The following is a 23,469-nucleotide window of genomic DNA, read 5'->3' as shown; positions in this document are numbered from 1 at the left end:
GCGGCCGCAGGGCTAGCGGCTGCGGCGGCTCTTCTTGCGCGGCGGCGGCAGCAGGCCCTCGGCGCGCAGCCGGGCTGCGTGCTCGGCCAGTGCCTCCACCAGCGGGCCGACCTGGGCGGACTCGGGCTGCACGTCGACGCGCAGGCCGAATTCGATCGCGGTCTCGGCGGTCTTGGGGCCGATGCATGCGACGATCGTGCGCGCATGCGGCTTACCCGCGATACCGACCAGATTGCGGACCGTGGAGGACGAGGTGAACAGGACCGCGTCGAAACCACCGGTCTTGATCATCTCGCGGGTCTCCGCGGGCGGCGGCGAGGCACGCACCGTGCGGTAGGCGGTGACGTCGTCGATTTCCCAGCCGCGGTCACGCAGACCCTCGGCCAGGGTTTCGGTGGCGATATCGGCGCGCGGCAACAGCACGCGGTTCACCGGATCGAACACGTCGTCGTAGGGCGGGAAGTCGGCGAGCAGGCCCTCGGAGGACTGCTCACCGCTGGGCAGCAGTTCCGGGTTGATGCCGAAGGAACGCACCTTGTCCGCGGTGGCCTCACCGACGCAGGCGATCTTCACACCGGAGAACGCCCGCGCGTCCAGCCCGAACTCGGCGAACTTCTCCCACACCGCGCGCACCGCGTTGGTGGAGGTGAACACAACCCACTGGTAGCGGCCGTCGACAAGGCCCTTGACCGCGCGCTCCATCTGCGCGGGGCTACGCGGCGGCTCGACCGCGATGGTCGGCACTTCCATCGGGATGGCGCCGTGGGTGACCAGACGCTCGCTCATCTCGGCGGCCTGATCCTTGGTGCGCGGCACGAGCACGGTCCAGCCGTACAGCGCGCGCGACTCCCACCACGACATCTTCGACCGCTGCGCGACCACCTTGCCGATGGTCACCACCAGCGGGCCGACCAGTTCGGAAGCGGCGCTGTTGAGCGTGGCCAGGGTGGCCTCGATGGTGCGCTGCTGACGGGTGGTCCCGCGCACGGTCACCGCGACGGGCGTCTGCGGCGCCATACCGTGCTCGACCAGCGCGCTCGCGGTTTCGGCGAGATGGCCCGAGGTGGCGTGCAGCACCAGCGGTCCGGGTGCGGCGGCCAGCGCCGCCCAGTCGACCTCGCCGCGCACATCGGCTTCGGTGTGGCCCGAACCCAATGCGATACCCGCGTAACTCGGCACCGCCGACCCACCGGGCAGACCGGGCAGCACCTCGAACACCATGTGCGAGCGGGTCACCGTGGTGACCTCGGCGATCACGGCGTCGGTGGTCAGCGGATCGCCGGCGACCACGCGGACCACATCGTGTCCGGCGCGTGCCTCGGCGATCAGCGTCTTGGCGACCTCGGCGGGCTCACCAAGCGCGGGGCGCACGTCGACGGCGGACTCACCGTCAGGGCCCGGCTCGACCGCGGTCCCGATCAGGGCGAGCACGCCCTTGTCGACATCGGGGTCGGTGAAGGCGAGCGTTGCCCGGCCGAGCACCTCACGCGCCCGCACGGTGAGCAGCGCCGGATCTCCTGGACCCGACCCGACGAAAAGGATCCGTCCGGGATGCTTCTTTGCGGCTCGACTCATCGGTTGTTCTCCATTGGACTGGGATCGGTGACGTCTGTGGGGGCGGCCACTGCCGGGGCGGGTTCGGCGGCGAGCAATTCGCGCGCACCGAGCTCCAGCAGCTCGCGGGCCAGCGCCCGCCCCAATTCGGCGGCATCAGCGGGGGCACCCACCACCGACGCGCGCAGCACGTCGGAGCCGTCGATGGCAGCCGCGCATCCGCGCAGCGAGAGTTCCTCGACGATGCGACCGTCGTCGTCGAGGGATTCGACCACCTCGGCGATGGCGCCGACCGGTGCGGTGCATCCGGCCTCGAGTTCGGCAAGCAACGCCCGTTCGGCGATGACGGCGACGCGGGTGGCGAAGTCGTCCAGCGCGGTCAGCAGCTCGATCAGTTCGGCATCGTCGCTGCGGCATTCCACCGCGAGGGCACCCTGTGCGGGTGCGGACAGCATCTGCACCGGTTCCAGCGCTTCGGTGACAGCGTCGAGACGGCCGATGCGGGACAGTCCGGCGCGGGCGACGACGATCGCGTCGAGTTCACCCTCGCTGACCTTGCGCAACCGCGAATCGAGGTTGCCGCGCAACGGCACGATCTCCAAGCCGAGTCCGAGAGCACGCAGCTGGGCGCCACGGCGCGGGGCCGAGGTACCGACCACCGAACCGGAGGGCAGTTCACCGAGCACCAGGCCGTCGCGGGCGACAAGGGCGTCACGCGGGTCCTCGCGCTGCGGGATCGCGGCAATCGTGAACCGGTCGTCCGGCGCAGTCGGCAGGTCCTTGTAGGAGTGCACCGCGATATCGACTGTGCCCGCGGCGAGCTCATCACGCAGCGCGGAGGTGAACACGCCGACGCCGATCTTCTCCACCGGGTCGGAGGACAGATCGCCTGGGGTCTTCACCACGATCAGTTCCGCGGGCCGCCCGGCGGCGATCAGCGCGTCGCGCACGGTACCCGCCTGGGTCAGCGCCAGCAGGCTGCCTCTGGTGCCGATCCGCAACGGGGCGCGCACCTCCGAAGCCGACCGCGTGGTGGCCGTCATCGAAGCGTTCATGCCGTTTCCTCCTGGGCGTGGACGGGACGGCCTGCGTGGTTACGCAGGCTGCCGCCTCCGGCCGTTGACCCGCTCACGCCGTCTGCTCCTCTTCGTCGCCGAGATGACCGGCGGTAAAATCGTCTGCCAAAGTGACTTCGCCGTCCTCGATGGCGAGGGTTGCGCCATTGCGCTCACCCGGCGCCGGGACCGCGTGGATTTCCATCGGTGCGGCAACCGCCTGCGCCGCACCGGGTTTGAGTTCGAACAGTTCGCGCAGCGCCTCGGCGTAGCTGTCGCCGCCCGGTGTCGAGGCCAGTTGTTTGACCCGGACCGTCGGTGCATGCAGCAGCTTGTCCACCACCCGGCGCACCGTACGCGCGACCTCGTCGCGGTCGGGGTCGGCCAGACCGGGCAGCCGCGAATCCAGCCGCATCAGTTCGGCTTCCACCACTTCGGCGGCGCGCTGACGCAGGGCCGCGACGGTCGGGGTGACCTCGGCCATCCGCTGTCCGGCAAGGTATTTGGCGAGTTCGTCGGCGACGATCGTGCGCGCGGCGACGGTATCGTCGGCGGCCGCACCCGCGGCGGGATCGCGCTGCAGGGTCTCGATATCGATCACGGTGACGCCGGGTAGCCCGGCCACCGCGTGCTCCACGTCCCGGGGCAGGCCCAGATCGCAGAACACCAGCGGACGCTCGCCCGCCCGGTCTCGATCGGCCAGCGCGGTGTGCGTATCGGCCAGCGTGACCACCGCGCCGACCGCGCCGGTACAGGTGATCACCACATCGGCGACCGACATCGCCTCGGTCAGCCGCGACAGCTCCATCGCCTGCGCGGCGACACCGTGTGTCTGCGCGGTGGCGGCCAGGCGCGCGGCCCGTTCCATGGTGCGGTTGACGACGATGATGCGACCGACGCCCGCCCGCGCCAGATGCGCGACAGCCAGTCCGCCCATCGCACCGGCGCCGACGACAACCGCGGTCCGTCCGGTGAGCGGTCCGAGCACAGCGTTCGCGCGATCGAGGGCCACCGACACCACCGAGGCGCCTGCCCGGTCGATCCCGGTCTCCGAATGCACTCGCTTCCCAACCCGCAGCGCATGCTGGGCCAGCTCGTGCAGCGTGCGGCCGACGGCCTGCTGGGCATCGGCGGTGGCGTAGGCGCTGCGGATCTGGCTGAGCACCTGCTGCTCGCCGATCACCATCGAATCCAGGCCGCTGGAGACCGCGAACAGATGCTCGGCGGCGGCTTCGCTGTAGCGGACGTAGGCATGCTTGGTCAGATCCGGCAGCGGAAGTCCGGAGTGCTTGGTCAGCAGGTCGCCGACCTCGGCGAGGCCGCCGTGGAAGGCGTCGACCACGGCGTAGACCTCGACGCGGTTGCAGGTGGAGACGATCATCGCCTCGGACACGTGGCTCGACGTCAGCAGCCGGTCGATCAGCTTGGGCCGATCGGAGTCGGTGATCGCGACCTTCTCCAGCACCGAGACCGGAGCACTGCGATGGGAGATGCCGACGAGAAGAACACTCATGGTGTGACCACCGATCCCTTGCTGGTTGGCTCCGTTGCCGAATGCGAGGTTGCCGGATGCTGCGGGGTTGCCGGATGCTGCGTGGTCGGCGCCGGGTGGGCGCGACCGGGATGTGCGGGCTGCGGATGGGTATTCGACGCACGCCTCGCGACACGGCCGGAGCCGAGCGCGTGGGCGACCGGGATCGAGTCACCGCGCTCGTCACCGACGGCAGCCTGCTGCTGTTCGGTATCGGCATTGCGGACGCGCTCGAACGACAGCATCTGCATCTCGACGGCGAGATCCACCCGCCGCACCTCCACCGTGGCCGGTACCACCAGCTCACAGGGGGCGAAGCTCAGAATCGACTGCAGACCGGCGGCGACGAGGGCGTCACAGACGTCCTGCGCGGCGTCGTCGGGGACAGCGATGACGGCGATGGTCGGTTCCAGGGCGGCGACCGCAGCCGCCAGCTCGGCGGCGTCACGCACGCGATGCCCGGCCACCGAGCGCCCGATCACCGCGTGATCGTTGTCGAACATGCCGACCACGGTGAAACCGCGGCGCCGGAATCCGCCGTAACCGACCAGCGCGCGACCCAGATTTCCCGCGCCGACCAGCACGACGCGGTGGCCCTCGGACAGGCCGAGGACGTCTTCGATCCTGGTCCGCAGCTTGGCGACGTCGTAGCCGACGCCGCGAACACCGTTGGGGCCGAGGAACGACAGGTCCTTGCGCAGCTTCGCGGAATTGACACCCGCCGCGACAGCGAGTTCCTCACTCGATACGATGAGCACACCGTCGTCGGCCAACATGGCGAGGACTCGGAGGTAGGTGGCCAACCGCGCCACCGTCGCCTGCGGAATGTCCTTATGGGTACGATTGGCGGCCTCGTGATTGCGCGGGCTGCCGCCACCGGACCCGTCGTTCGACCGCAGAGCCTTGGAGACGCCACCCGGCGCCTCATGTTGCTCTGTCACGTCCTCGGCTCCTCGCCCGTCCTGAGTTCAGGTCCGGTTCGTCTGTGACCTCCGTCCCGGGCTGCTCCGGTGACGGGATCGAATGTCGGGTTGATTCACCGCGCGCCGGCACACTCGAGAACGCTGCTCGAGAAACTCTCGAGAATCCTCGGCCCGCGGGTCGCGTGCCACCACCGTAACCGCTTGTGAAGCCCTGCACAAAGTCGGTGAAATTGGCCTCATTTTCCCCCGCGACCAGCACAGCGCCGTTCGGCGCGCCGATCAACGGCTCAGGTCGGCCCGCAATCGCGCTTCGTCGACGTCGAAATAGCTGTGCTCACGACCGTTGAGCAGCACCACAGGCAGCCGGTCGCCGTACTCCGCGCGCAGGCCAGGGTCGGTGGCGGCGGCCTCGTCGACGTCGACGGTTGCGACCTCGATACCGAAATCGGCGCAGATGACGCGCAACTGTTCGAGTGCTATACCGCACATTCCGCAACCCGCCCTGGTCAGCAGGGTCACCGCCGGGCGCGCGCCGGATCCGGCACTTTCTGTGGGATTGGTCATGGACGCTATTAAATCCCCTCACGACGCGAGTGCCGCTGCGCACGGTCCTGGGGTCTGGAAGGCGGAATCCGGTTACTGTTGGACGTGGCTTGCGCCTGGCAGGTCACCGCCGGGCGGCAGTGGAACCTGCCACCATGCGGGCCCGGTCAGGCGCGATCCGACACAGCGGTCGAGCGACGGGCCCGGAGGCGACAAGCTTGCGTAACCACGCAGGGCACCGGGAGGCCGCTACACAGCGCGACGGGCGGAGGTACTGGTGCCGGAACGATCGAGGGTGGCGAGGACCGGATTCATCGCGGGGCGGTTCGGCGAGTTTCCGGCGCGATGGAACCTGGGCCCGCTCGGCCAGGGCCTGACCGATCAGCTCGCCCGCATCTCGCGCAGCCCGTTCGGCCCGAGCGAGGAGGAGCTGAGGGCCAATCTGGCAGGTGAGGCCAGTGCGGATGCGGCGCTTGCGCTGCACGACGCGGAGCTGGCCTCGGCTGCCGAAGAGGAGACCGAGGGCCCGGAGGTTCCGCGCGATCTGACGGCGGCGGCGTTCTTCGATGTCGACAACACCATGGTGCAGGGCGCCTCGATCGTGCATTTCGCGCGCGGTCTGGCCGCCCGTAAATACTTCAAGACCTCGGATCTGGTCGATATCGCCTGGAAACAGGTGAAGTTCCGGGTCACCGGCAAAGAGAACAGCACCGATATGGCCTCGGGTAAGGAAAAGGCGCTGGAATTCATCGCCGGGCGCTCGACCGCCGAGCTGGCCGCGCTCGGTGAGGAGATCTACGACGAGATCATCGCCGACAAGATCTGGCCGGGCACCCGCGCGCTGGCCCAGATGCATCTGGACGCCGGGCAACAGGTGTGGCTGGTCACCGCGACGCCGGTGGAGCTGGCGCAGGTGATCGCCAAGCGGCTCGGGCTCACCGGTGCGCTCGGCACGGTGGCCGAGAGCGTGGACGGAAAATTCACCGGACGCCTGGTCGGTGACATCCTGCACGGGCTCGGCAAGGCGCACGCGGTGCGCACCCTCGCCATCCGTGAGGGCCTCAACCTCAAGCGCTGCACCGCCTATTCCGACAGCCACAACGATGTGCCGATGTTGTCGCTGGTCGGCACGGCCGTCGCGATCAACCCGGATTCGGATCTGCGTGAGGTCGCCAAGAACCGCGGCTGGGAGATCCGCGATTTCCGCACCGGCCGCAAGGCCGCCAAGATCGGCGTGCCGACCGCATTGGCCGTCGGCGCGGCCGGTGGTGCGGTGGCCGCAGCGATCACCCGGCGCCGCAGCGTCTGATCTGCCGCTGGTGCGGCGTGTTCGCGGCCCCTTTGTGGCTCGTGTTTCCGCGGCCGCTGCTCGCCTTCGGCATGCACAGCGGCCGCGGAAACACGAGCCGGGCCGCGAACGGGGCTCCTCAGGGGCCGCCCCCTGTGTGAGGGCGGTGCGGCTCTTACCTACCCCGTGAACGGATTGCGACGCTTGGTGAGCAGTTTGTAGAGGGTCTGCTGGATGGTTTCGCGGACCTGGTCGGTGACCTCGAACATCGTCATCGGATCGTCGGCCGCCTCGGGCTCGTAGCCGGTGGTGGCGATCGGCTTACCGAATTCGATGTACCACTTCGACGGCAATGGCACCGCGCCGAGCGGGCCGAGGTGCGGGAACGTCGGCGTCACCGGGAAATACGGCAGGCCGAGCAGCCGGGCCAGCGGCTTGATGTCGGCGAGCTTGGGGTAGATCTCCTCGGATCCGACGATCGAGCACGGAATGATCGGCACCCCGCTGCGCACCGCGGCCGCGACGAAACCACCGCGACCGAAACGCTGCAGCTTGTACCGGTCGGCGTACTGCTTGCCGACGCCCTTGAAGCCTTCGGGGAACACACCGGTCAGCTCGCCCGATCGCAGCAGCCGCTCGGCATCCGGACGGCAGGCCAGGGTGTGTCCGGCCTTGCGGGCGAGCACGCCGAGCACCGGGGTCTCGAAAACCAGGTCGGCGGCGAGCAGACGCAGTGCGCGCTGTTTGGGGTGATGGTCGTGGATGGCGAGCTGGAGCATGAGCCCGTCCAGTGGCACCGTGCCCGCGTGGTTGGAGACGATCAGCGCGCCGCCCACCTCTGGAATGTTCTCCATGCCGCTGACCTGCACCCGGAACCAGAAATCCGACAGCGGCCGCAGCGCGGGCAGGATCACCGACTCGAGCAGGTGCTCGTCGAAGCCGAATTCGTCGACCTGGTAATCGCCGGTCAGCCTGCGGCGGGCGAATTTCGCGGTCTTGCTGATCTGTGTGCCGAGCGCACCGCGCACCAGCTCGGCCAGCGATTGCGGGGCCGCGGGCGCGGCCGCGGCCAATCGTTCGGTCAGTGACGTGACGGCGGGTACCGGTCCACTCCAGTCCCGTGGCGCGGACCGTGGACGCGGTTCCACCGCAACGTCGTGCAGCTGAATCACTTTCGCTACGTCGTTCATGTATTGGCTCCCGTACCGGCCCCTATGAGGCCGAGCAGTTTGTTTTCTGCGGCATCGATCCACGTGGGATCGACAACGGGCCGCAGCGCTGCGCCCCCGATGAAGTCGTCGAACGCCTGCACCGTCGTCCAGCGCGGCTCGAACCCGAGCTCGGTGCGCATGCGCGTGGTGTCCAGGCCACAACCGAAATGGAAGTAGTCGAGCTGTTCGGCGCTGAAATCACGCATCACCGGGCCCATGAGGGTGCGGCCGATGGTGCGGAACAAACCCCACGGGACCGGCATCGCCACCCGGCCCGCGCGACGAACCGCTTGTGACAGAGCCAAGGCCCCATCGCCCGCGATATTGAAAGTGCCTCCGGGTGCACCCAGCGCTGCGTGCACCAACGCGGCGACCGCGTCTTCCTCATGCAACATCTGCATCCGTGCGTCGCGACCGAGCACCGTCGGTGTCAGCGGCGAACGCAGGAACTGGGCACCGCGACCGGCCAGCCGTGGCCCGACGATCGGTGCGAAACGCAGGATCGGCGCGGCGATATCGGGACGGCGCCGGGCCAGTCCGCGCACGAATCCTTCGATCTCGATCATGTCCCGGGCGAATGCGCCGCTCGGGGGCGTGCGCGCGCCCATCTCCTCGGTGAACTTCGCCGGGTCCTTGGCGCTGCCGCCGTATACCGCCGACGACGAACGCAGCACGACCCGCCGCACCGTAGGCGCCTTCTGGCATACCGCGAACAGCTGCATGGCGCCGAGGACGTTGAGATCCTTCATAGCGGCCCGGCTACCACCGGCGGGCGGATGCGACAGCACCGCGGCGTGCACGACGGTGTCGACGTCGTTGCCCGCGACCACCTTGCGGATCAACGGGTTACGAATATCGGCGCGAATGAACTCGGCCCGGCCCATGCGCCTGCGCAGTTCCGGGCGGGGGGTGAGCGAATCCACCGCGATGACGCGCGAGATCCGCTCGTCCTGGGCCAGACGGGAGACCACATTGCCGCCGAAGAACCTGGCCGCGCCGGTCACCATCACCACGTCGGGCAATCGTGCACCCCTACTAGCCTCAACGTCCATACGCACCGGGCCGTCCCACCTTCGAGCCCCCTCGAATTTATTCCCGTTCCAGACTAACTGCTGCCCTACCCGCTGCCGGGAAATTTAACCGGCTTCTAACGATGACTTCAGTCACCGGAAACATGCCAGGTTTCAAATCTTCATATTTCAAAATGAAGGACCCGCCACCTGATCGGTGACGGGTCCTTCAGCTGTCATCAGCGCTTACTTGCCGAGTTTGCGCCGCTGCACGCGGGTACGACGAAGCAGCTTGCGGTGCTTCTTCTTCGACATGCGCTTACGGCGCTTCTTGATCACAGAACCCATAGGGTGTTCCTCGCGTTCTCTCTACTCGGCGCGCACGCGCTCACGTACGCCAACTGTCCGGTCGCTCGGCAAGCCTCACTCCCAATGTTCGCGCCACCTGGGCTAACGAACATGCGGTAGCCGCGGTGCGTGAACACGAACCGAGGGTCCATCGTACCGGCCCGCGTACACGCGCCGGTAATCGACTCATCCCGCGTCGAAGTAGGACGTCTCGAGGTATTCGTGCACCGCTTTGGCATGCACCCGGAACGACCGGCCGACGCGCACCGCGGGTAGTTCACCCGAGTGCACCAGCCGATACACCGTCATTTTCGACACTCGCATCAGATTCGCAACCTCGGCGACAGTGAGGAACTGGGTTCCTCCGCCGAGCACGGGTTGTCCCTGTGGCGAACCGCCACCACTTTGAGACATCTTGTTCGAAGACATCATCGCACCACTGACCTCCGGCACGTCCGCGCCGCCGGCTTCCCCACCGGCGGAACAGACACGCACGTGCTCCTTGAAGCTTAGCGGGACCAGTGGGATTGCTGCGACGGGAGTGAGAAATCGGCTCACATGCTGGGCCCCTGCCGTCTATTCGGCGGCCACACCCTGTTCTATCGACCGTTGCTTGGCCGCGTGCAGGGCCTCGAGGAAGGCCGAACGCACTCCGCCGCGCTCCAGTTCGCGCAACGCGGCCGCGGTGGTTCCGGCCGGTGAGGTGACCGCGGCGCGCAGGTCCGCGGCATGCTGACCGGATTCCTCGAGCAGCGCGGCCGAGCCGACCATGGTCTGCACCACCAGCTGGGTGGCGACGTCGCGGGTCAGGCCGAGGCCGACGCCCGCGTCCACCATCGCCTCGACGACGAGGAAGAAATACGCCGGGCCGGAGCCCGATACCGCGGTGACCGCGTCCATCTGGGTTTCGGGGACGACAACAACCTTGCCGACGGCGTCGAGGACCTCGGAGACCAGATCTAGCTGGTCGGCCTTGGCGTAGCGACCGGGCGAGACGACACTCATGCCCTGTCCGACGAGCATCGGGGTATTCGACATCACCCGGACCACCGGGAAACCGGCAGGCAGCTTGTTCTCCAGGCGGGCGGTCGGTACGCCCGCGGCCAGCGAGACCAACACCTGATCACGGTCGCCGCCGAGTTCGGCCTTGCCGAGGTCGGCGAGCACCGCGTCGACATCGCCCGGCTTCACCGCGATGACGAGCAGGTCCGCGCCGACGGAGGCGTCGGTCACCGAATCGGTCACCCGAATACCGAAGCGGTCCGCGAGCACCTCACCCCGATCCGCATGGGTCTCCACGACCACCAGATCCTTGACGGCCCGCCCGGACTCGAGCAACCCCGCGATCAACGCCTCGCCGATCCGCCCGCCACCGATCACAGCAATTCTGGTCATGAGCCATAAGGCTAGACGGCCTACTGGACGTACTGCCAATACCGCGGGGTCTCGACAGCGCGGCCCGTTCGAGCCGGTTACCCGACTCTCGCTGCTATCAGCGTGGAGTCGGCATCAGGGCGAGCTGGCGGCTCTGCGCGACGACGGCGCCCGTCGAATCGATGACGAGCTGGTCCTCGTCGAACATCCGCCCGCCCACTTCGTGCGTGGTGGCGATGATGCGCAGCCAGCCAGGGGCGGGCCTGCGGCGCAGATAGGTGGTCATCTGCACGGTCGGCGCCCAGCCGAAGCTGCCGAGGTTCGCCGGAACCGGCGGGCTCATATCGGCGGCCATCATGGCGAAGTACATCGACACGTCCGGATCGTTCTGGTCGGCCTCGCGCGGGCGTATCCACAGCCGCAATCGCGGCTCGCCGGTTTCACCTGCGAGGAACCGGGCCCATTCGGCATCGATACAGAGGTCGGCGCCCTGTGCCACGTGCACGATCCTGCCCATCGGCGACTCGGGGTCATAGGAGACAGCGGTAGCGCCTGGTTCTGCGGGCATGTCGGTGTGTGCCGGGGCGTAGGCGGGCGGTGTGCCGGCGTCGTCGAGATGGCCGAAGGTGAACGCGGTGCGCACCATGGCCTTGCCGCCCTGGCTCAGGGTGGTGTCCAGCAGACAGATCTGGCGGCCGACCTTGCGCACGGTCACCTCGTACTCGACCGCGCCGGGTTCCGGAGCGCCGAGGAAGTCCGAGCTCGCCGCGATCGGCGCCATGTCGGTGCGTTCGGGGTCGATGGTGCGCAGCCAGGTGGTCGCGGCGGCGGCCGATGAGGCGACCATGGTGCCGCCGTGCACCTTGGGGCCGATCGTCCAGATCGGATCGATGGTGCCCGCGTAGCGCCCGGTGTCGCGGTCGGTGGTAGTGAGTTCGGTAAGGGCGCACACCTGGCCGAAGGGGGCGGCGGTGGCCTGATCGGGGTCGGCGGTCAGCTCCGGCGTCATCGTCACTCCTGTCGTGCGGCCTGCGTCGTCGTTCGTACAGCGTACAAGTCGGCACCGGCACATCGATATTCCCGGGGTGCGGGAATGCGACGGCCGCTATCAGACCGATTCGCTGCGCGGCGACTGCGGCGCGGGCGCCGGGGCGAGCCCGTTGAGGTGCTCACGGGCGAAGGCCAGCGTCCGGCCGAGCATGCCCGCCCGGTCGGCGGTGGTGCGCGCGTTCTGGGTATTGATCTCGGCGACCGCGTGACCGGTGAATCCGGACTCCACCAGTGCGGCGCACACCTCGACACACGGTTGTGTCCCGTCGCCGGGGACCAGGTGCTCGTCGTGCGCCGCGCCGCGGCCGTCGGCCAGATGCAGATGCACAAGGCCGGGGCCCATGCGCGCGGCCAGCGCGAGCGGATCGGCGCCCGCGGTCGCGGTATGCGACAGGTCGAGGGTGTAGTGCGCGAAGCCGGTGTCGGTCGGGTCGTAGGACGGGCTGAACGCCGTCAACGCCAGTCCGGGTCCACCGCGCCGTTCCAAGCGCTTGGCGGCCCCGCCACGGCGGCCGAACAGGGTGTCGGCGCGCATGGGGAACATGTTCTCCACCGCGACCACCACGGAGCTGTCGGCTTCCAGCTCGGCCACTTGCGCGGGGAAGTTCTCGGCATAGCGGCGCTGCCAGCGGAACGGCGGATGCACAACCACGGTGTCGGCGCCGAGCGCCTCCGCGGTGCGCACGCTGCGCTCCAGCTTGGCCACCGGATCCGGACCCCACACTCGTTGGGAGATGAGCAGGCACGGCGCGTGCACCGCGAGAACCGGAATCCCGTACTTGCGAATGTAGGCCTGCACGGTGGCGATGCTCTGGCTGGCCGGTTCGGCCCAGACCATCAATTCGATACCGTCGTAACCCAATTCGGCGGCATAACGGAACGCGGACTCGGTGTTCTGCGGATACACCGAGGCCGTGGACAAACCGACCCGGATTCGGCCGGCCGAGGCAGGGTCGACGTCGGAGTCCCCCGCCGCGCCCGTGTGGCCCGGCACCACTCTGGTCTCGTCCGCCTGCCCGATATTCCCCACAGCCGCTCCCTACTCAGTTCGTACTGAGAAGAAAGGCTAGCGGGCCGAGCGTCACAAAGATGCCGACGACGACCGCGATCACAGTGCTGAGGATGTCGTCGGTGCGCCGCAGGATCCGCACCAGGGCAACCAGACCGAGAATCACGACCATGGCCAGCGCGAGCGCCACCCAGGGCAGCATCTCCCACATCCGCTCGAAACCCTTGAACAGCAACATGCCCGCGACCGCCGCGCCCGCGCTCTGGCCGCCGAGGATCATCCACTGCCGTTTGTTGGCGTCGTACTCGGCCTTGCGGGCGCTGCGTGAGCCGCGCGCGGCCGGTACCGCACCTGCGGCGGAGGCGCTCTTGCCGAGCGTCGCGGCCTTGGCGCCGGCGAGGGTCTTGACCTTGCCGAGGGCGCCCGCCTTGCGGCGTAGCGAGGTCGAGGTGCGGCTCAGCGCTGCGGTGCGGCGGGCCCAGGACGATTCCGCCTCGTCCTCGTCGTCGAGATCATCGTCGTCGAGCAGGTCGTCATCGTAGAAGTCGTCGGCGTCATCGTGGTCGAGCTCGTCGTCGGCGACCGGCGCGAAGAAATCGGTGCGCTGATCATCGGGTTCGACGACGTCGTTGCGACCACGGCCCTTGCGGCCCGCCTCGGCCCGTTCGACGCCGTCGCGCAGCAGATCTCCCGCCACGGTCTGACCGGAGACCAGCTGCTGGTCCTGGCTGGCCAGCGCCCACGCGGACGTCGGAATGCCACCGGTCTCAGGCCCGGAGCCGGGACGGTGCCTGCGCGCCGACCAGGCGGGCAGGCCGTTCTCGCCCTGCGCCTCACGTCGGCGCGGCAGCTCGGGACGGTTGTCGCGAACCGGTGGCCCGGGTTCGGGCTCGGGTTTGGGTCTCGGCGCGAACCCGTTGATGGTCGGCGACCATGCGGCGGTCGCCGGGCCCTGTTCGTCAGGAGGCTGCGGGCCCGGCGAGTAACCGTTGACCGGCGGCGGGGTCCAGGCGGCCGTTGCCGTGCCCAGGTCTGGGCTCGGCGGGGCGGGCGGGCCGATCTGCTCGGTGGGCTGCCACTGCGGCTGGGGGGTGGGTCCGTAACCGTTGACCGGCGGGGTCCACGCCGCGGCGGGCGGGCCTGCCTCGGGTCGCGCGGGCCTGGCTCGAGCGGCCTTGGCCTGTGCCGCGGCCTCTGCTTCCGCGGCAGCCCTGGCTTGCTCGGCGACCTGAACCTCGGCGGCCGCCTGCGCTTCGGCCTCGGCTTGCGCCTCGGCGGCCTCTGCTGCCCTGCGGCGCGCGGCGCGGCCGCTGACGGAGCTGTCCCGGCCGTTGGGCGCCTCGGGTACAGGCTGCCCGTTTCGGCGCATCGGGTCGGTGACGTGGGTGGTGGCCGGTAGCTGCGGCTCGGCGTCGTACTCGTCGTCGGGGTCCGCGCGCCTGCGGCGGCGGCCGGTGCGACCCGAACCGACGGCGTCGCCGACGGCCAGCGGCTGACCGTTGACGAAGGGGCCTGCCTCCGAGTCCGGGGCGCTGTGGCGCGACCTGCGCCCCGGGCGCGGCTCGGTATCGGTATCGCCGGCCAGTGGATCGAATCGGGTGATCGGGCCCGACATCGGCGAAGAGACCGGGTCGGGGTCGTAGGACACCGGCTGTGGTGCAGGGGATTCGTAGGCGGGGGCCGGGAATTGTGCGGGCACCGAAGCGGATCCGTAGCCGTTCGCGCCGTAGGAGCCATACGAACCGTTCGCGCCAAACGAACCGTTCGCGCCGTGCGAACCGTTCGCGCCGTGCGAACCGTTGGCGCCGTACCCGCCGTCGACCCCACTGACGCCGTGCGATCCGTTCACCTCACCCGGCGCAGGCGCCTGCGGATCCGCCGCCTCCTCGTCGGGCGCCGAATGCGCCGAGCGCCCGCCGTCGATCACCGGCAGATCGCCGGTCAGCTCGGCGACCGAGAGCCCGCGCCCGCCCCTGCGGCGGCGGCCGCCACCGGAGGAACCGGCGCCCTGCTGGCCGTTGCGGGCCAGCAGCTCGGCGACCGATAGCTGTTTGGAATCCTCACTCATGAAGGCACCGTTTCGATCGGGCCCGCCGACGTGGCGCCGCCGGGCGAGGGCGCGCTGTTGCCAGCGGCCGTTCCCGGTGCGCGTGTGACAAGCGGTCCACCGTTCATATCGGTATCCAGTTTGCGCAGGATCAGTCCCTCCCGCAGCGCCCACGGACAAATTTCGATGCTATCCAGCGATAGAGCCCGCATACTCGCCTCCGCGACCAATGCACCGGCCACCAGTTGCTGGGACCGGTCCGAACTCACGCCCTCCAACTCCGCCCGGTCCGAGGCGGTCATTCTGGAGATGAAGCCGATCAGTTGACGAAGACCTGAGCTGGTGAGTGTACGACGCACCCGTGGCCCCGCGCCCGAGGGCGCCGCACCGGTGAGACGGGCCAGCGAGCGGAACGTCTTCGAAGTTCCCACGGCCAGATCGGGTTTGCCCGCATCGATCACCTGCTTGGCCGGTGCGACCAGTTCCGCGTCCAGCCAGTCGCGCAGTACCGCGACCCGGCGCTTGCCCGGCGGGTCCTCATGTAACCATTCCCTGGTCAGCCGCCCCGCACCGAGCTGAAGCGACAGCGCGATATCGGGATCCTCGTCGCCACCGATGGTCAGTTCCAGCGAGCCGCCGCCGATATCGAGATTGAGGATGCGGCCCGCGCTCCAGCCGTACCAGCGGCGTACCGCGAGGAAGGTGAGCCGGGCCTCGTCCTCGCCGGACAGCACCTGCAGATCGACGCCGGCCTCGGCACGGACCCGCGCGAGGACCTCTTCGGAATTGGTGGCATCCCGCACCGCGGAGGTGGCGAACGGCATCAGTTCGACGCACCGGGAGGTTTCGGCGATGCTGGCGAATTCTTTGACCGTCGCGATCAGCTTCTCGGCGCCGCCGGGGGTGAGTTTCCCCTCGTCATCCATGTTTTCCGACAGCCGCAATGTCGCTTTCGTGGAACTCATCGGCATGGGGTGGCCACCCCGATGCGCGTCCACCACCAGTAGGTGAACGGTATTGCTTCCCACATCGAGTACCCCGAGACGCACATGAACACGGTACTCGTGACCGAGCGGCGTGCCCGGAGGCGGTAGCCGGGCGGCACCATATGACCTGGGACGCCGGCGATGGATTCGGTGGAGGCGAGCTTCAGGTCAGGCGACCGAACTGTTAGCGTCGACAGGTGTGACGGCAGGCGCAGCGGCAACGGGCCAGACCCGGCCGCGACCAGCGGGAAAGATGGACCCGACCCCAGAGGTCGACCTCGATTTCCCGCGTGAATGGATCGAATTCGTCGATCCGGCAAACGACGAGCATCTCATCGTCGCCGACCTCACCTGGCTGCTGTCGCGGTGGACGTGTGTGTTCGGCACTCCCGCCTGTCAGGGCATCCTCGAGGACCGGCCCGATGACGGCTGCTGCTCGCACGGGGCCTTCCTCGCCGATACCGACGACCGCAAGCGCCTCCAGAAGGCTGTGAAACTGCTCACACCCGAGGACTGGCAGCTGATGGATCAGGCCCGCAACGACGAGGGCAAGGTCAGCAAGAAGGGTTATTTGGAGGTCGACGACCTCGAGGACGAGCCCGCGCTGCGCACCCGCCGCTACGACGGCGCCTGCATTTTCCTCAACCGCCCCGGTTTCGCGGGCGGCGTCGGCTGCGCGTTGCACACCATGGCGCTGCGCCGCGGCATCGAACCGCTCGAGGTCAAACCGGACGTGTGCTGGCAGCTGCCGATCCGGCGCACCCAGGATTGGGTGGACCGCCCCGACGGTGTGCAGATCCTGCGCACCGTGATCACCGAATACGACCGGCGCGGCTGGGGTCCCGGCGGCCTCGACCTGCACTGGTACTGCTCCGGTTCACCGGACGCCCATGTCGGCGCACGACCGGTCTGGCAGTCCTATGGTCCCGAGCTGACCGAGCTGCTCGGCAAGCCCGCCTACGACGAGCTGGCGCGGCACTGCAAGCGGCGTGCGGGACTCGGGCTGATCGCCGTGCATCCGGCGACCGTGCACGCCGACCGGATGCGCGCCGACGCTCCGGCGACCGAACAGTCCGCGTAGGCCGGTACGCGCGTCCGGTCAGGCCTCGAGCTTGTAGCCCAAACCGCGCACCGTCACCAGGTGCTCCGGCCGGGCCGGATCGGCTTCGATCTTCGAACGCAGCCGCTTGACGTGCACGTCGAGGGTTTTGGTGTCGCCGACGTAGTCCGCGCCCCAGACCCGATCGATGAGCTGCCCGCGGGTGAGCACCCTGCCGGAGTTGCGCAGCAGGTATTCGAGCAGGTCGAACTCCTTGAGCGGCAGCGTGACCGGCTTTCCGTTCACCAGCACCGTGTGCCGGTCGACGTCCATGCGCACCGGACCGGCCTCGAGCACACCGTTCTCGTTGCCGCCGTCGAGTTCGTCTCCCGCGCCGCGGCGCAGCACGGCCCGGATACGGGCGATGAGCTCACGCGCCGAGTACGGCTTGGTGACGTAGTCGTCGGCGCCGAGTTCCAGCCCGACGACCTTGTCGATCTCGCTGTCGCGCGCGGTCACCATGATCACCGGCACGCCGCTGCGGGTGCGCAGCTGTTTGCACACGTCGGTGCCGCTCATACCGGGCAGCATCAGGTCGAGCAGCACGATGTCGGCACCGGACCGGTCGAACTCGGCGAGCGCGGACGGGCCGTCACCAACGACGGTGACCTCGAAGCCCTCCTTCTTGAGCAGGAAGGCGAGCGGGTCGGCCAGCGACTCCTCATCCTCGACGATCAACACACTCGTCATCTGCGTGCCTCCACACCATTGGTTCGGCCCGGCGCCGGGGGACGCGGGCTGGTTTCCTTCTTGCTCATCACCACGCCGCCGGATTCTTCTTCTCCGTCGGCTTCGTGATGTGCCGGTATACGCAGGGTGAAAGTCGAGCCGGTGCCCAACTTGCTCCACAGCGTGATCTCACCGTTGTGGTTGGCGGCCACGTGTTTGACGATAGCCAGCCCGAGGCCGGTACCGCCGGTCGAGCGCGAGCGCGCCTTGTCCGAGCGGAAGAATCGTTCGAACACCCGCTCCTGGTCTTCCTTGGCGATACCGATACCGCGGTCGGTGACGGCCATGGCGACGTGCTCGCCGCGCAGCGAGCGGCTGACCGAGACATGCGAGCCGGCAGGCGAGTAGGCGATGGCGTTCTCGACCAGGTTCGACAGTGCGGTCACCAGCAGCGTTTCATCGCCGAGCACCTCTAGCCCGCTTGGCCGGTCGGTGCTGACGGTGATGCCCGCGGCTTCGGCGGTGGTGCGGGAGCGGTCGACGGCATGCATGACCACGGTGTCGACGTCGACCACTTCCAGCTGCGGCAGCTTCTCCGCACCCTGTAGCCGCGACAGCGCGATCAGTTCGGTCACCATCTTGCCGAGCCTGCGCGACTCGCCGAGGACGCGTTCGCCGAAGTGGCGCACGGCGTCGGGATCGTCGGCCGATTCCAGCATCGCCTCGGCGAGCAGGCTCATCGCACCGACGGGGGTCTTGAGTTCGTGGCTGACATTGGCCACGAAGTCGCGGCGGGTGGCCTCCATGCGGGCCTGTTCGGAGTCGTCGTCGGCGAACAGGACGGTGAAGTTGGTTTCCTCACGCGAGAGCGGCCTGGCCACCCCGCGCACCGCGATGCGGCTACGGCCGGGCACCGGGTTCTTGGCCGTCAGATCGAACTCCGCGGACTCGCCGCTGGCCAGCACCTTCTCCACCGCGGCCCAGGCGCGTTCGTCGAGCAGCCGGTTGCGGACCAGACCGAGTTCCTCGGCGCGGGGGTTCACGAGCACCACGTCGCGGTATTCGTCCACGACTGCGATTCCGCTTTCCGAAGCCAGCACGATGAGATCGAGCACCTGCGACATGGTGAGCCCGGACTCGGCCTGCCTGCGGGCGGCCTGCCTGGCGTTCATATACGGAATGAGCAGCCCGCCGATGGCCAGCCCGACAACAGCCGCCAGAACTGCCAGCAGCACGGCCTGGGGAACACTCACACCATGAATCGTACGGTCGCCAGCAATGCCGCCGACGGCAGGTCCGCGAAGTTTCACGCAGGTCACAGCCGCTTACGGCGACGTTAGCCAGGCGTTCACTTGCTGTTCGGCCAAAACTGCGGCGGTATGGGCGCGGCCGTGGATTACGGCGTGTCGTCGATCACCGCGTGAAACGAGCAACGGGGCCGCGCGAGTTCGGATACTCACGCGGCCCCGCTCGGCCGCAGCCTGTCGGCGCGGCGATTCCCCTCCGGTGATCGCCGCGCCCTGTTCGGGTTCGGTCGACGGACGGGGATTACCAGCCCGTGTTGCCTCGTACCGGGATGTTGACGAAGCTGGGCCGCTGCGGGTCCAGCTGGACGTGCTGCGGCTTCAGCCCGGTGTCGATCAACATCGGCAGAATCGGCAGGCCCTTCGGGAAGTTGCCCGCGTAGACGTCCACGCGCAAGCGGTGGCCCGGCTTCAGCAGCGCCTCGGTCGCCGGGAGGCCGATATCGAGGGTGGTTGCCTCGCCGGGGGTGGTCGGATTGCGCTTCTCGATCGAGGTGAACGGGCGCGGGTCGGTGTAGTCGCCGTTGGCCGAGCGGGTGCTGTTGGCCTCGTCGACCTCACGCAGCGAGGCCATCAGCTGCCCGGACGACAGCACGGTGGACTGCCCGTCGGGCGCCACATCGTTGACGGTCACCACCCAGTAGCCGTCAGCCGCGTCCTGAACGGTATTGAGCCGCACCGCGATCGGACCGGAGATGGTGGTCGCCTCGGCGACCGGCGCGCTGGTGAAGGTGAGCCCGTTGAGCTCCTGGATGCGAGAGTCCTTGGCGCATCCGTCGATCACCGACAGCACGCCCGCACTGCCCTGCGCGGCGTCGTTGGAGCACAGACTGGTCAATCCGGGCGCGACGGTCAGGCGGGCGGTGTCGCCATTGGCGGCACCGGTCAACGAACCGTCGTGCACACTCCGCGCGGTACCGCTCGCAGCAGCCGACAGGTACATCCGACGGTGGTCGGCGCGCTGATCGGCCGGGGCCGAGTCACCGAAGCCGTCGCGGGTCACCCAGCCGCCGCCCTGCTGGCGCAGAGTCACCGGACCGAAGCTATCGATGCCGTTGTCGATGCCCTTGAGCCACTTGTCGAACCACGCGCGCTGCAATACGTCCAGGCGCGGCGGCAGACCGGGCTTGCCGTACTCGTTGCCGGAGTTCAGGTGATAGGTGTTGCCCATCAACAGCTGCTTCTGGCCCGGCGGCAGCGAAATCTTGTTGTAGATCTTGGATTCGGAATAGGTGAACAGGTCGTGCCACCCACCGACCACGAAGGTCGGGGTCTTGATCTTCGCCGGATCGCCGAGCCACGCCTGCCGTTCCGGGCTGGTGTGATCGAGCATGCCGTGCAGCCGCGGGTCGATCTCGTCGACGTTCACTTTGGTGTAGGCGTTGAGGAAGACGTCGAGGTAGGTGAACGGCGACGCCATCCGGTCGGCCAGCCACTGCTGATCGAAGTTGCCGAGGGCCAGCGAGGACACGTCGGGCACCCATTTGAGGCCGTTGATCGCGGTCAGCCACAGCGGAATGAAGTTGAAGCCGAATCCGCCGCCGGGCATGAGGACGTCGTTGGCCAGGTCGCTGCCGGGTACCACCGGGAAGATCGCCTTCAGCGCGGCGGGCTGCTTCTCGGCGGCCTGCACCTGGTTGATGCCGGAGTAGGAGATGCCGTTCATGCCGACCTTGCCGGTCGACCACGGCTGACGCGAGGCCCAGTCGATCACCTCGACGGTGTCGGCCTGTTCACGGTCACGCAACATGTCCCAGACACCCTGGGAGAAGCCGGTTCCCCGGACATCGACCACTACCTGCGTGTACCCGCTTTTGACGAGCTGACGGTCGACGGCGAAATTGCGCAGCTCGCCACCCGCGAAGGCTTTGGTCAGGTCGGTGACACCGGACAGCGGGGTGCCGGTGAGGTCGATGTCGCGCAGCAGTTGCAGCAGCGCATCCGACAGGCCGGGAATGGACCCGGCGTGATCGGCCAGATTCGACACCAACTTGGTGTACGGCGTCATGTTGACGATGGTCGGCGTCTTGGTATCGACGGGCCGCCCGGACTCGTCGGCGGGCCGATAGACGTTGCCCTTGAGCACGGTCCCGTCGCTCATCGTGATGGGCACGTCCCACTCGATGTGGATCTTGGAGTATTGCTGGGGGCCGTCATGGGTCGTCGCCCAGCTCGCGCCCGCCGCGCCACCGTCTGGGCCTGCCGCTACCGGTGCCGCGAGTGCGCTCTGTCCCAGGAGGGGAAACAGCAGCATCGCCGACACCATCATCACAACGGCCCGTAAGACGTACTTCATCGGACGTGACCCACCTCTCGCACTGGTCAGACGCTGAGCAGCCTACACACCGCTTACCGGGGAGTAATAATCGTCAGTCACTTAATCCACTCGCGGCCGGTCACACGGTGAATTCACAGGCGTGGCCCGATGCCGGTGAGCACTGACCGACCCAGACGGACGGGTGCGGGTATCGGGCCGAAACGCTAGCGCGCCGCGTCCCGGAACGGGACGCGGCGCGCTGATCGAGAGGTATCGCTGGGGGTTATTTCCCACCCTGGCTCGCCACGGCGGCCGCACCGGCAGCGGCGGCCTCCGGGTCGAGGTACTCACGGGGACGCACCGGACGCAGGTCCTCGTCGAGTTCGTAGCGCAGCGGGATGCCGGTGGGGATGTTGAGGCCGGCGATATCGTCGTCGGAGATCTTGTCCAGGTGCTTGACCAGGGCGCGCAGCGAGTTGCCGTGTGCGGCGACCAGCACGGTCTTGCCCGACAGCAGCTCCTTGGAGATGGTCGACTCCCAGTACGGGACCATCCGGTTCACCACGTCGAGCAGGCATTCGGTCTGTGGAACATCGATACCGGCGTAGCGCGGATCGCCGGTCTGGCTGTACTCGTTATCGGCTTCGATCGCCGGCGGCGGGGTGTCGTAGCTGCGACGCCACAGCATGAACTGGTCATCGCCGTACTTGTCGCGGATCTGGGCCTTGTTCTTGCCCTGTAGCTCGCCGTAATGGCGCTCGTTGAGGCGCCAGTCGCGCACGACCGGGATCCAGTGGCGGTCGGCGGCGTCGAGCGCGATATTGGCGGTGCTGATCGCGCGACGCAGCAGCGAGGTGTAGACGATGTCAGGCGCGATGCCGTGCTCGGCGAGCAGCTCGCCCGCCCGCTTGCCCTCGGCGATGCCCTTGTCCGTCAGATGGACGTCCACCCAGCCGGTGAACAGATTCAGGGCATTCCATTCGCTCTCGCCGTGGCGCAGCAACACGAGGGTGTACGTCATGCGGGCCATCCTGCCATGGTCGAATCGGCGCCGTGCGTGCACCTCGAGCGGTGGACCCGCCGGTCAGGGGTTCGGGCGCAGGTGCGTAGCGGCGAGGGGTTCGTGCCGGGGACGGCCGTTCAGCGCGGGGCGGACCGATCAGCGCGAGCCGACCGTCCAGCGCGGATCGGTGGGCAGGTTCAGCCCGGCGCGGGCAGGCCTGCCGCGAGGATGGCGGCGCCGACCAGGGTCGCACCGTCGGCCAGTGTGGACAGCTCCACCCGCAGGTCGCGGATGAAGTTCAAGCCCGCGTGCCGGGCGATGGCCGCGCGCATCGGCGCCCACAGCGGTTCACCCGAATGGGCGAAGCCGCCGCCGATGACGACGGTGTCGACGTCGAGCAGCGCCGCTGCGGAGGTGATGGCCTGGCCGAGTGCGGTCCCGGCACGTTCCAGCGCAGCCCGCGCGATCGGATCACCGGCCGCGGCCGCCCGCGCCAGCTCGGCTCCGTTCTCCCCCACCCAGCCTTGTTCCCTGGCCCACCGCGCCGACGACATTCCACTGGCGACCGCCTCGACACACCCGAGCCCACCGCAAGCGCAGGGCACGTCCCAGCCGGGCACAACGATGTGGCCGATATGCCCCGCGTTCCCGGTGCGACCCGAGGAAACTCGTCCATCGACCAGCAGGCCGCCACCGATGCCGGACGACACCGTCATCGCCAGCGCGTTCCGTACGCCACGCAGCGCACCCGAATGTTGTTCGGCCAAGGCAAGACACGCCCCGTCGATGGCGAATCGCACTGCGGCGCCGGGAAACAACTCGCCGATCGCGGCCACGATGGCGAACCCGTCGCGCCACTCGGGGATATTGAGCGGCCCCGCGATCCCGCCCGGCACATCCACCGGCCCCGCCGATCCGATCCCGACCGCCGTCACCGCACCCCCTTCGGCGACCTCGAGCAACAGCTGCCGGCAAACCTCCCAGACCTCCGCCGTGGGCACGGGCACCTTCCGCACCGCGCTCACCCGGCCCGTGCTGTCGACGAGCCCGGCTGCGAACTTCGTCGCGCCGATATCGAGTGCAAGAACCGCCACCGAGCCTCCTGATCACTGTCTCGGCACCGATTGTCGCCCACGGTGCTGGGGCTCGGCGGGCGACACGTCCTCGACGGCGGCGCCTCCCCCTGAGCAGCGGACGGTCACAGTCGG

At 68.5% G+C, this 23,469-nt stretch carries 21 protein-coding genes; 2 read left to right on the top strand and 19 right to left on the bottom strand.

Annotated features, from left to right (window positions below; translation table 11 throughout):
• Nucleotides 1-12: 12 nt before the first annotated feature.
• The 5 genes from ACFXNW_RS26035 to ACFXNW_RS26015 all read right to left on the bottom strand — a co-directional run bounded on the left by ACFXNW_RS26035 (nucleotide 13) and on the right by ACFXNW_RS26015 (nucleotide 5,627).
• Nucleotides 13-1,575 (bottom strand): uroporphyrinogen-III synthase, encoded by a 1,563-nt coding sequence (locus ACFXNW_RS26035; protein ID WP_379420418.1) that lies wholly within the window; start codon nucleotides 1,573-1,575, stop codon nucleotides 13-15.
• On the bottom strand, nucleotides 1,572-2,609 hold the full coding sequence (hemC, locus tag ACFXNW_RS26030) for a hydroxymethylbilane synthase (protein WP_379420417.1): 1,038 nt from the start codon (nucleotides 2,607-2,609) through the stop codon (nucleotides 1,572-1,574). The genes ACFXNW_RS26035 and hemC overlap by 4 nt, the downstream gene beginning before the upstream one ends.
• A gap of 73 nt (nucleotides 2,610-2,682) precedes the next feature.
• Nucleotides 2,683-4,122, bottom strand: coding sequence for a glutamyl-tRNA reductase (locus ACFXNW_RS26025; protein WP_379420416.1), 1,440 nt, complete (start codon nucleotides 4,120-4,122; stop codon nucleotides 2,683-2,685).
• Nucleotides 4,119-5,081 carry a redox-sensing transcriptional repressor Rex gene (locus tag ACFXNW_RS26020; RefSeq protein WP_379420415.1) on the bottom strand — a complete coding sequence of 321 codons (963 nt, stop codon included), beginning with the start codon at nucleotides 5,079-5,081 and terminating at the stop codon, nucleotides 4,119-4,121. The genes ACFXNW_RS26025 and ACFXNW_RS26020 overlap by 4 nt, the downstream gene beginning before the upstream one ends.
• A 261-nt stretch (nucleotides 5,082-5,342) precedes the next feature.
• Complete coding sequence (locus ACFXNW_RS26015) at nucleotides 5,343-5,627, bottom strand: glutaredoxin family protein (RefSeq protein WP_379420414.1); 285 nt, start codon at nucleotides 5,625-5,627, stop codon at nucleotides 5,343-5,345.
• A gap of 331 nt (nucleotides 5,628-5,958) precedes the next feature.
• On the opposite strand from ACFXNW_RS26015, the gene ACFXNW_RS26010 reads away from it, so the two are divergent.
• Entirely contained in the window at nucleotides 5,959-6,915 is a 957-nt protein-coding gene (locus ACFXNW_RS26010; RefSeq protein WP_379420606.1) for an HAD family hydrolase, read from the top strand.
• A 158-nt stretch (nucleotides 6,916-7,073) separates the two neighbouring features.
• Here ACFXNW_RS26010 and ACFXNW_RS26005 read toward each other — a convergent pair whose 3' ends face one another.
• The 9 genes from ACFXNW_RS26005 to ACFXNW_RS25965 all read right to left on the bottom strand — a co-directional run bounded on the left by ACFXNW_RS26005 (nucleotide 7,074) and on the right by ACFXNW_RS25965 (nucleotide 15,992).
• The gene (locus ACFXNW_RS26005; protein WP_379420413.1) at nucleotides 7,074-8,084 is read right to left on the bottom strand and encodes a lysophospholipid acyltransferase family protein; all 1,011 of its coding nucleotides are present in this window, start codon (nucleotides 8,082-8,084) and stop codon (nucleotides 7,074-7,076) included.
• Nucleotides 8,081-9,127, bottom strand: a complete 1,047-nt coding sequence (locus ACFXNW_RS26000) for an NAD-dependent epimerase/dehydratase family protein (protein WP_379420412.1) — start codon at nucleotides 9,125-9,127, stop codon at nucleotides 8,081-8,083. Before ACFXNW_RS26000 ends, ACFXNW_RS26005 begins: the two co-directional genes overlap by 4 nt.
• A 234-nt stretch (nucleotides 9,128-9,361) precedes the next feature.
• Nucleotides 9,362-9,463: a 30S ribosomal protein bS22 gene (locus ACFXNW_RS25995; protein WP_003402602.1), complete on the bottom strand. Its 102-nt coding sequence runs from the start codon at nucleotides 9,461-9,463 to the stop codon at nucleotides 9,362-9,364.
• Nucleotides 9,464-9,649: 186 nt separating this feature from the next.
• The gene (locus tag ACFXNW_RS25990; RefSeq protein WP_379420605.1) at nucleotides 9,650-9,895 is read right to left on the bottom strand and encodes a helix-turn-helix domain-containing protein; all 246 of its coding nucleotides are present in this window, start codon (nucleotides 9,893-9,895) and stop codon (nucleotides 9,650-9,652) included.
• Nucleotides 9,896-10,039: 144 nt separating this feature from the next.
• Nucleotides 10,040-10,858: a pyrroline-5-carboxylate reductase gene (gene proC / locus ACFXNW_RS25985; protein WP_379420411.1), complete on the bottom strand. Its 819-nt coding sequence runs from the start codon at nucleotides 10,856-10,858 to the stop codon at nucleotides 10,040-10,042.
• Nucleotides 10,859-10,955: 97 nt separating this feature from the next.
• Nucleotides 10,956-11,846, bottom strand: coding sequence for a thioesterase family protein (locus ACFXNW_RS25980; protein ID WP_379420410.1), 891 nt, complete (start codon nucleotides 11,844-11,846; stop codon nucleotides 10,956-10,958).
• A 99-nt stretch (nucleotides 11,847-11,945) separates the two neighbouring features.
• Nucleotides 11,946-12,821, bottom strand: coding sequence for a sugar phosphate isomerase/epimerase family protein (locus ACFXNW_RS25975; protein WP_379420604.1), 876 nt, complete (start codon nucleotides 12,819-12,821; stop codon nucleotides 11,946-11,948).
• A gap of 109 nt (nucleotides 12,822-12,930) precedes the next feature.
• On the bottom strand, nucleotides 12,931-14,964 hold the full coding sequence (locus ACFXNW_RS25970) for a hypothetical protein (RefSeq protein ID WP_379420409.1): 2,034 nt from the start codon (nucleotides 14,962-14,964) through the stop codon (nucleotides 12,931-12,933).
• Nucleotides 14,961-15,992 (bottom strand): hypothetical protein, encoded by a 1,032-nt coding sequence (locus ACFXNW_RS25965; protein ID WP_379420408.1) that lies wholly within the window; start codon nucleotides 15,990-15,992, stop codon nucleotides 14,961-14,963. The genes ACFXNW_RS25970 and ACFXNW_RS25965 overlap by 4 nt, the downstream gene beginning before the upstream one ends.
• 190 nt (nucleotides 15,993-16,182) lie before the next feature.
• Between ACFXNW_RS25965 and ACFXNW_RS25960 the strand changes: the two genes are divergently transcribed.
• The gene (locus ACFXNW_RS25960; RefSeq protein ID WP_379420603.1) at nucleotides 16,183-17,010 is read left to right on the top strand and encodes a hypothetical protein; all 828 of its coding nucleotides are present in this window, start codon (nucleotides 16,183-16,185) and stop codon (nucleotides 17,008-17,010) included.
• 18 nt (nucleotides 17,011-17,028) lie between these two features.
• Here ACFXNW_RS25960 and ACFXNW_RS25955 read toward each other — a convergent pair whose 3' ends face one another.
• The 5 genes from ACFXNW_RS25955 to ACFXNW_RS25935 form a co-directional block, all read right to left on the bottom strand.
• Nucleotides 17,029-17,718, bottom strand: coding sequence for a response regulator transcription factor (locus ACFXNW_RS25955; protein ID WP_280234144.1), 690 nt, complete (start codon nucleotides 17,716-17,718; stop codon nucleotides 17,029-17,031).
• Complete coding sequence (locus tag ACFXNW_RS25950) at nucleotides 17,715-18,950, bottom strand: sensor histidine kinase (protein ID WP_379420407.1); 1,236 nt, start codon at nucleotides 18,948-18,950, stop codon at nucleotides 17,715-17,717. Before ACFXNW_RS25950 ends, ACFXNW_RS25955 begins: the two co-directional genes overlap by 4 nt.
• A gap of 295 nt (nucleotides 18,951-19,245) precedes the next feature.
• The gene (locus ACFXNW_RS25945; RefSeq protein ID WP_379420406.1) at nucleotides 19,246-21,297 is read right to left on the bottom strand and encodes a CocE/NonD family hydrolase; all 2,052 of its coding nucleotides are present in this window, start codon (nucleotides 21,295-21,297) and stop codon (nucleotides 19,246-19,248) included.
• 244 nt (nucleotides 21,298-21,541) lie between these two features.
• The gene (locus ACFXNW_RS25940) at nucleotides 21,542-22,279 is read right to left on the bottom strand and encodes a phosphoglyceromutase (protein ID WP_379420405.1); all 738 of its coding nucleotides are present in this window, start codon (nucleotides 22,277-22,279) and stop codon (nucleotides 21,542-21,544) included.
• Between the two features lie 179 nt (nucleotides 22,280-22,458).
• Nucleotides 22,459-23,355 (bottom strand): ROK family protein, encoded by an 897-nt coding sequence (locus ACFXNW_RS25935; RefSeq protein ID WP_379420404.1) that lies wholly within the window; start codon nucleotides 23,353-23,355, stop codon nucleotides 22,459-22,461.
• Nucleotides 23,356-23,469 lie beyond the last annotated feature (114 nt).

The organism is Nocardia sp. NPDC059180 (assembly GCF_042754945.1).
Lineage (GTDB): Bacteria > Actinomycetota > Actinomycetes > Mycobacteriales > Mycobacteriaceae > Nocardia.
The sequence above is the reverse complement of the archived record's forward strand: the minus strand, read 5'-3'. Positions and strand labels throughout refer to the sequence as shown.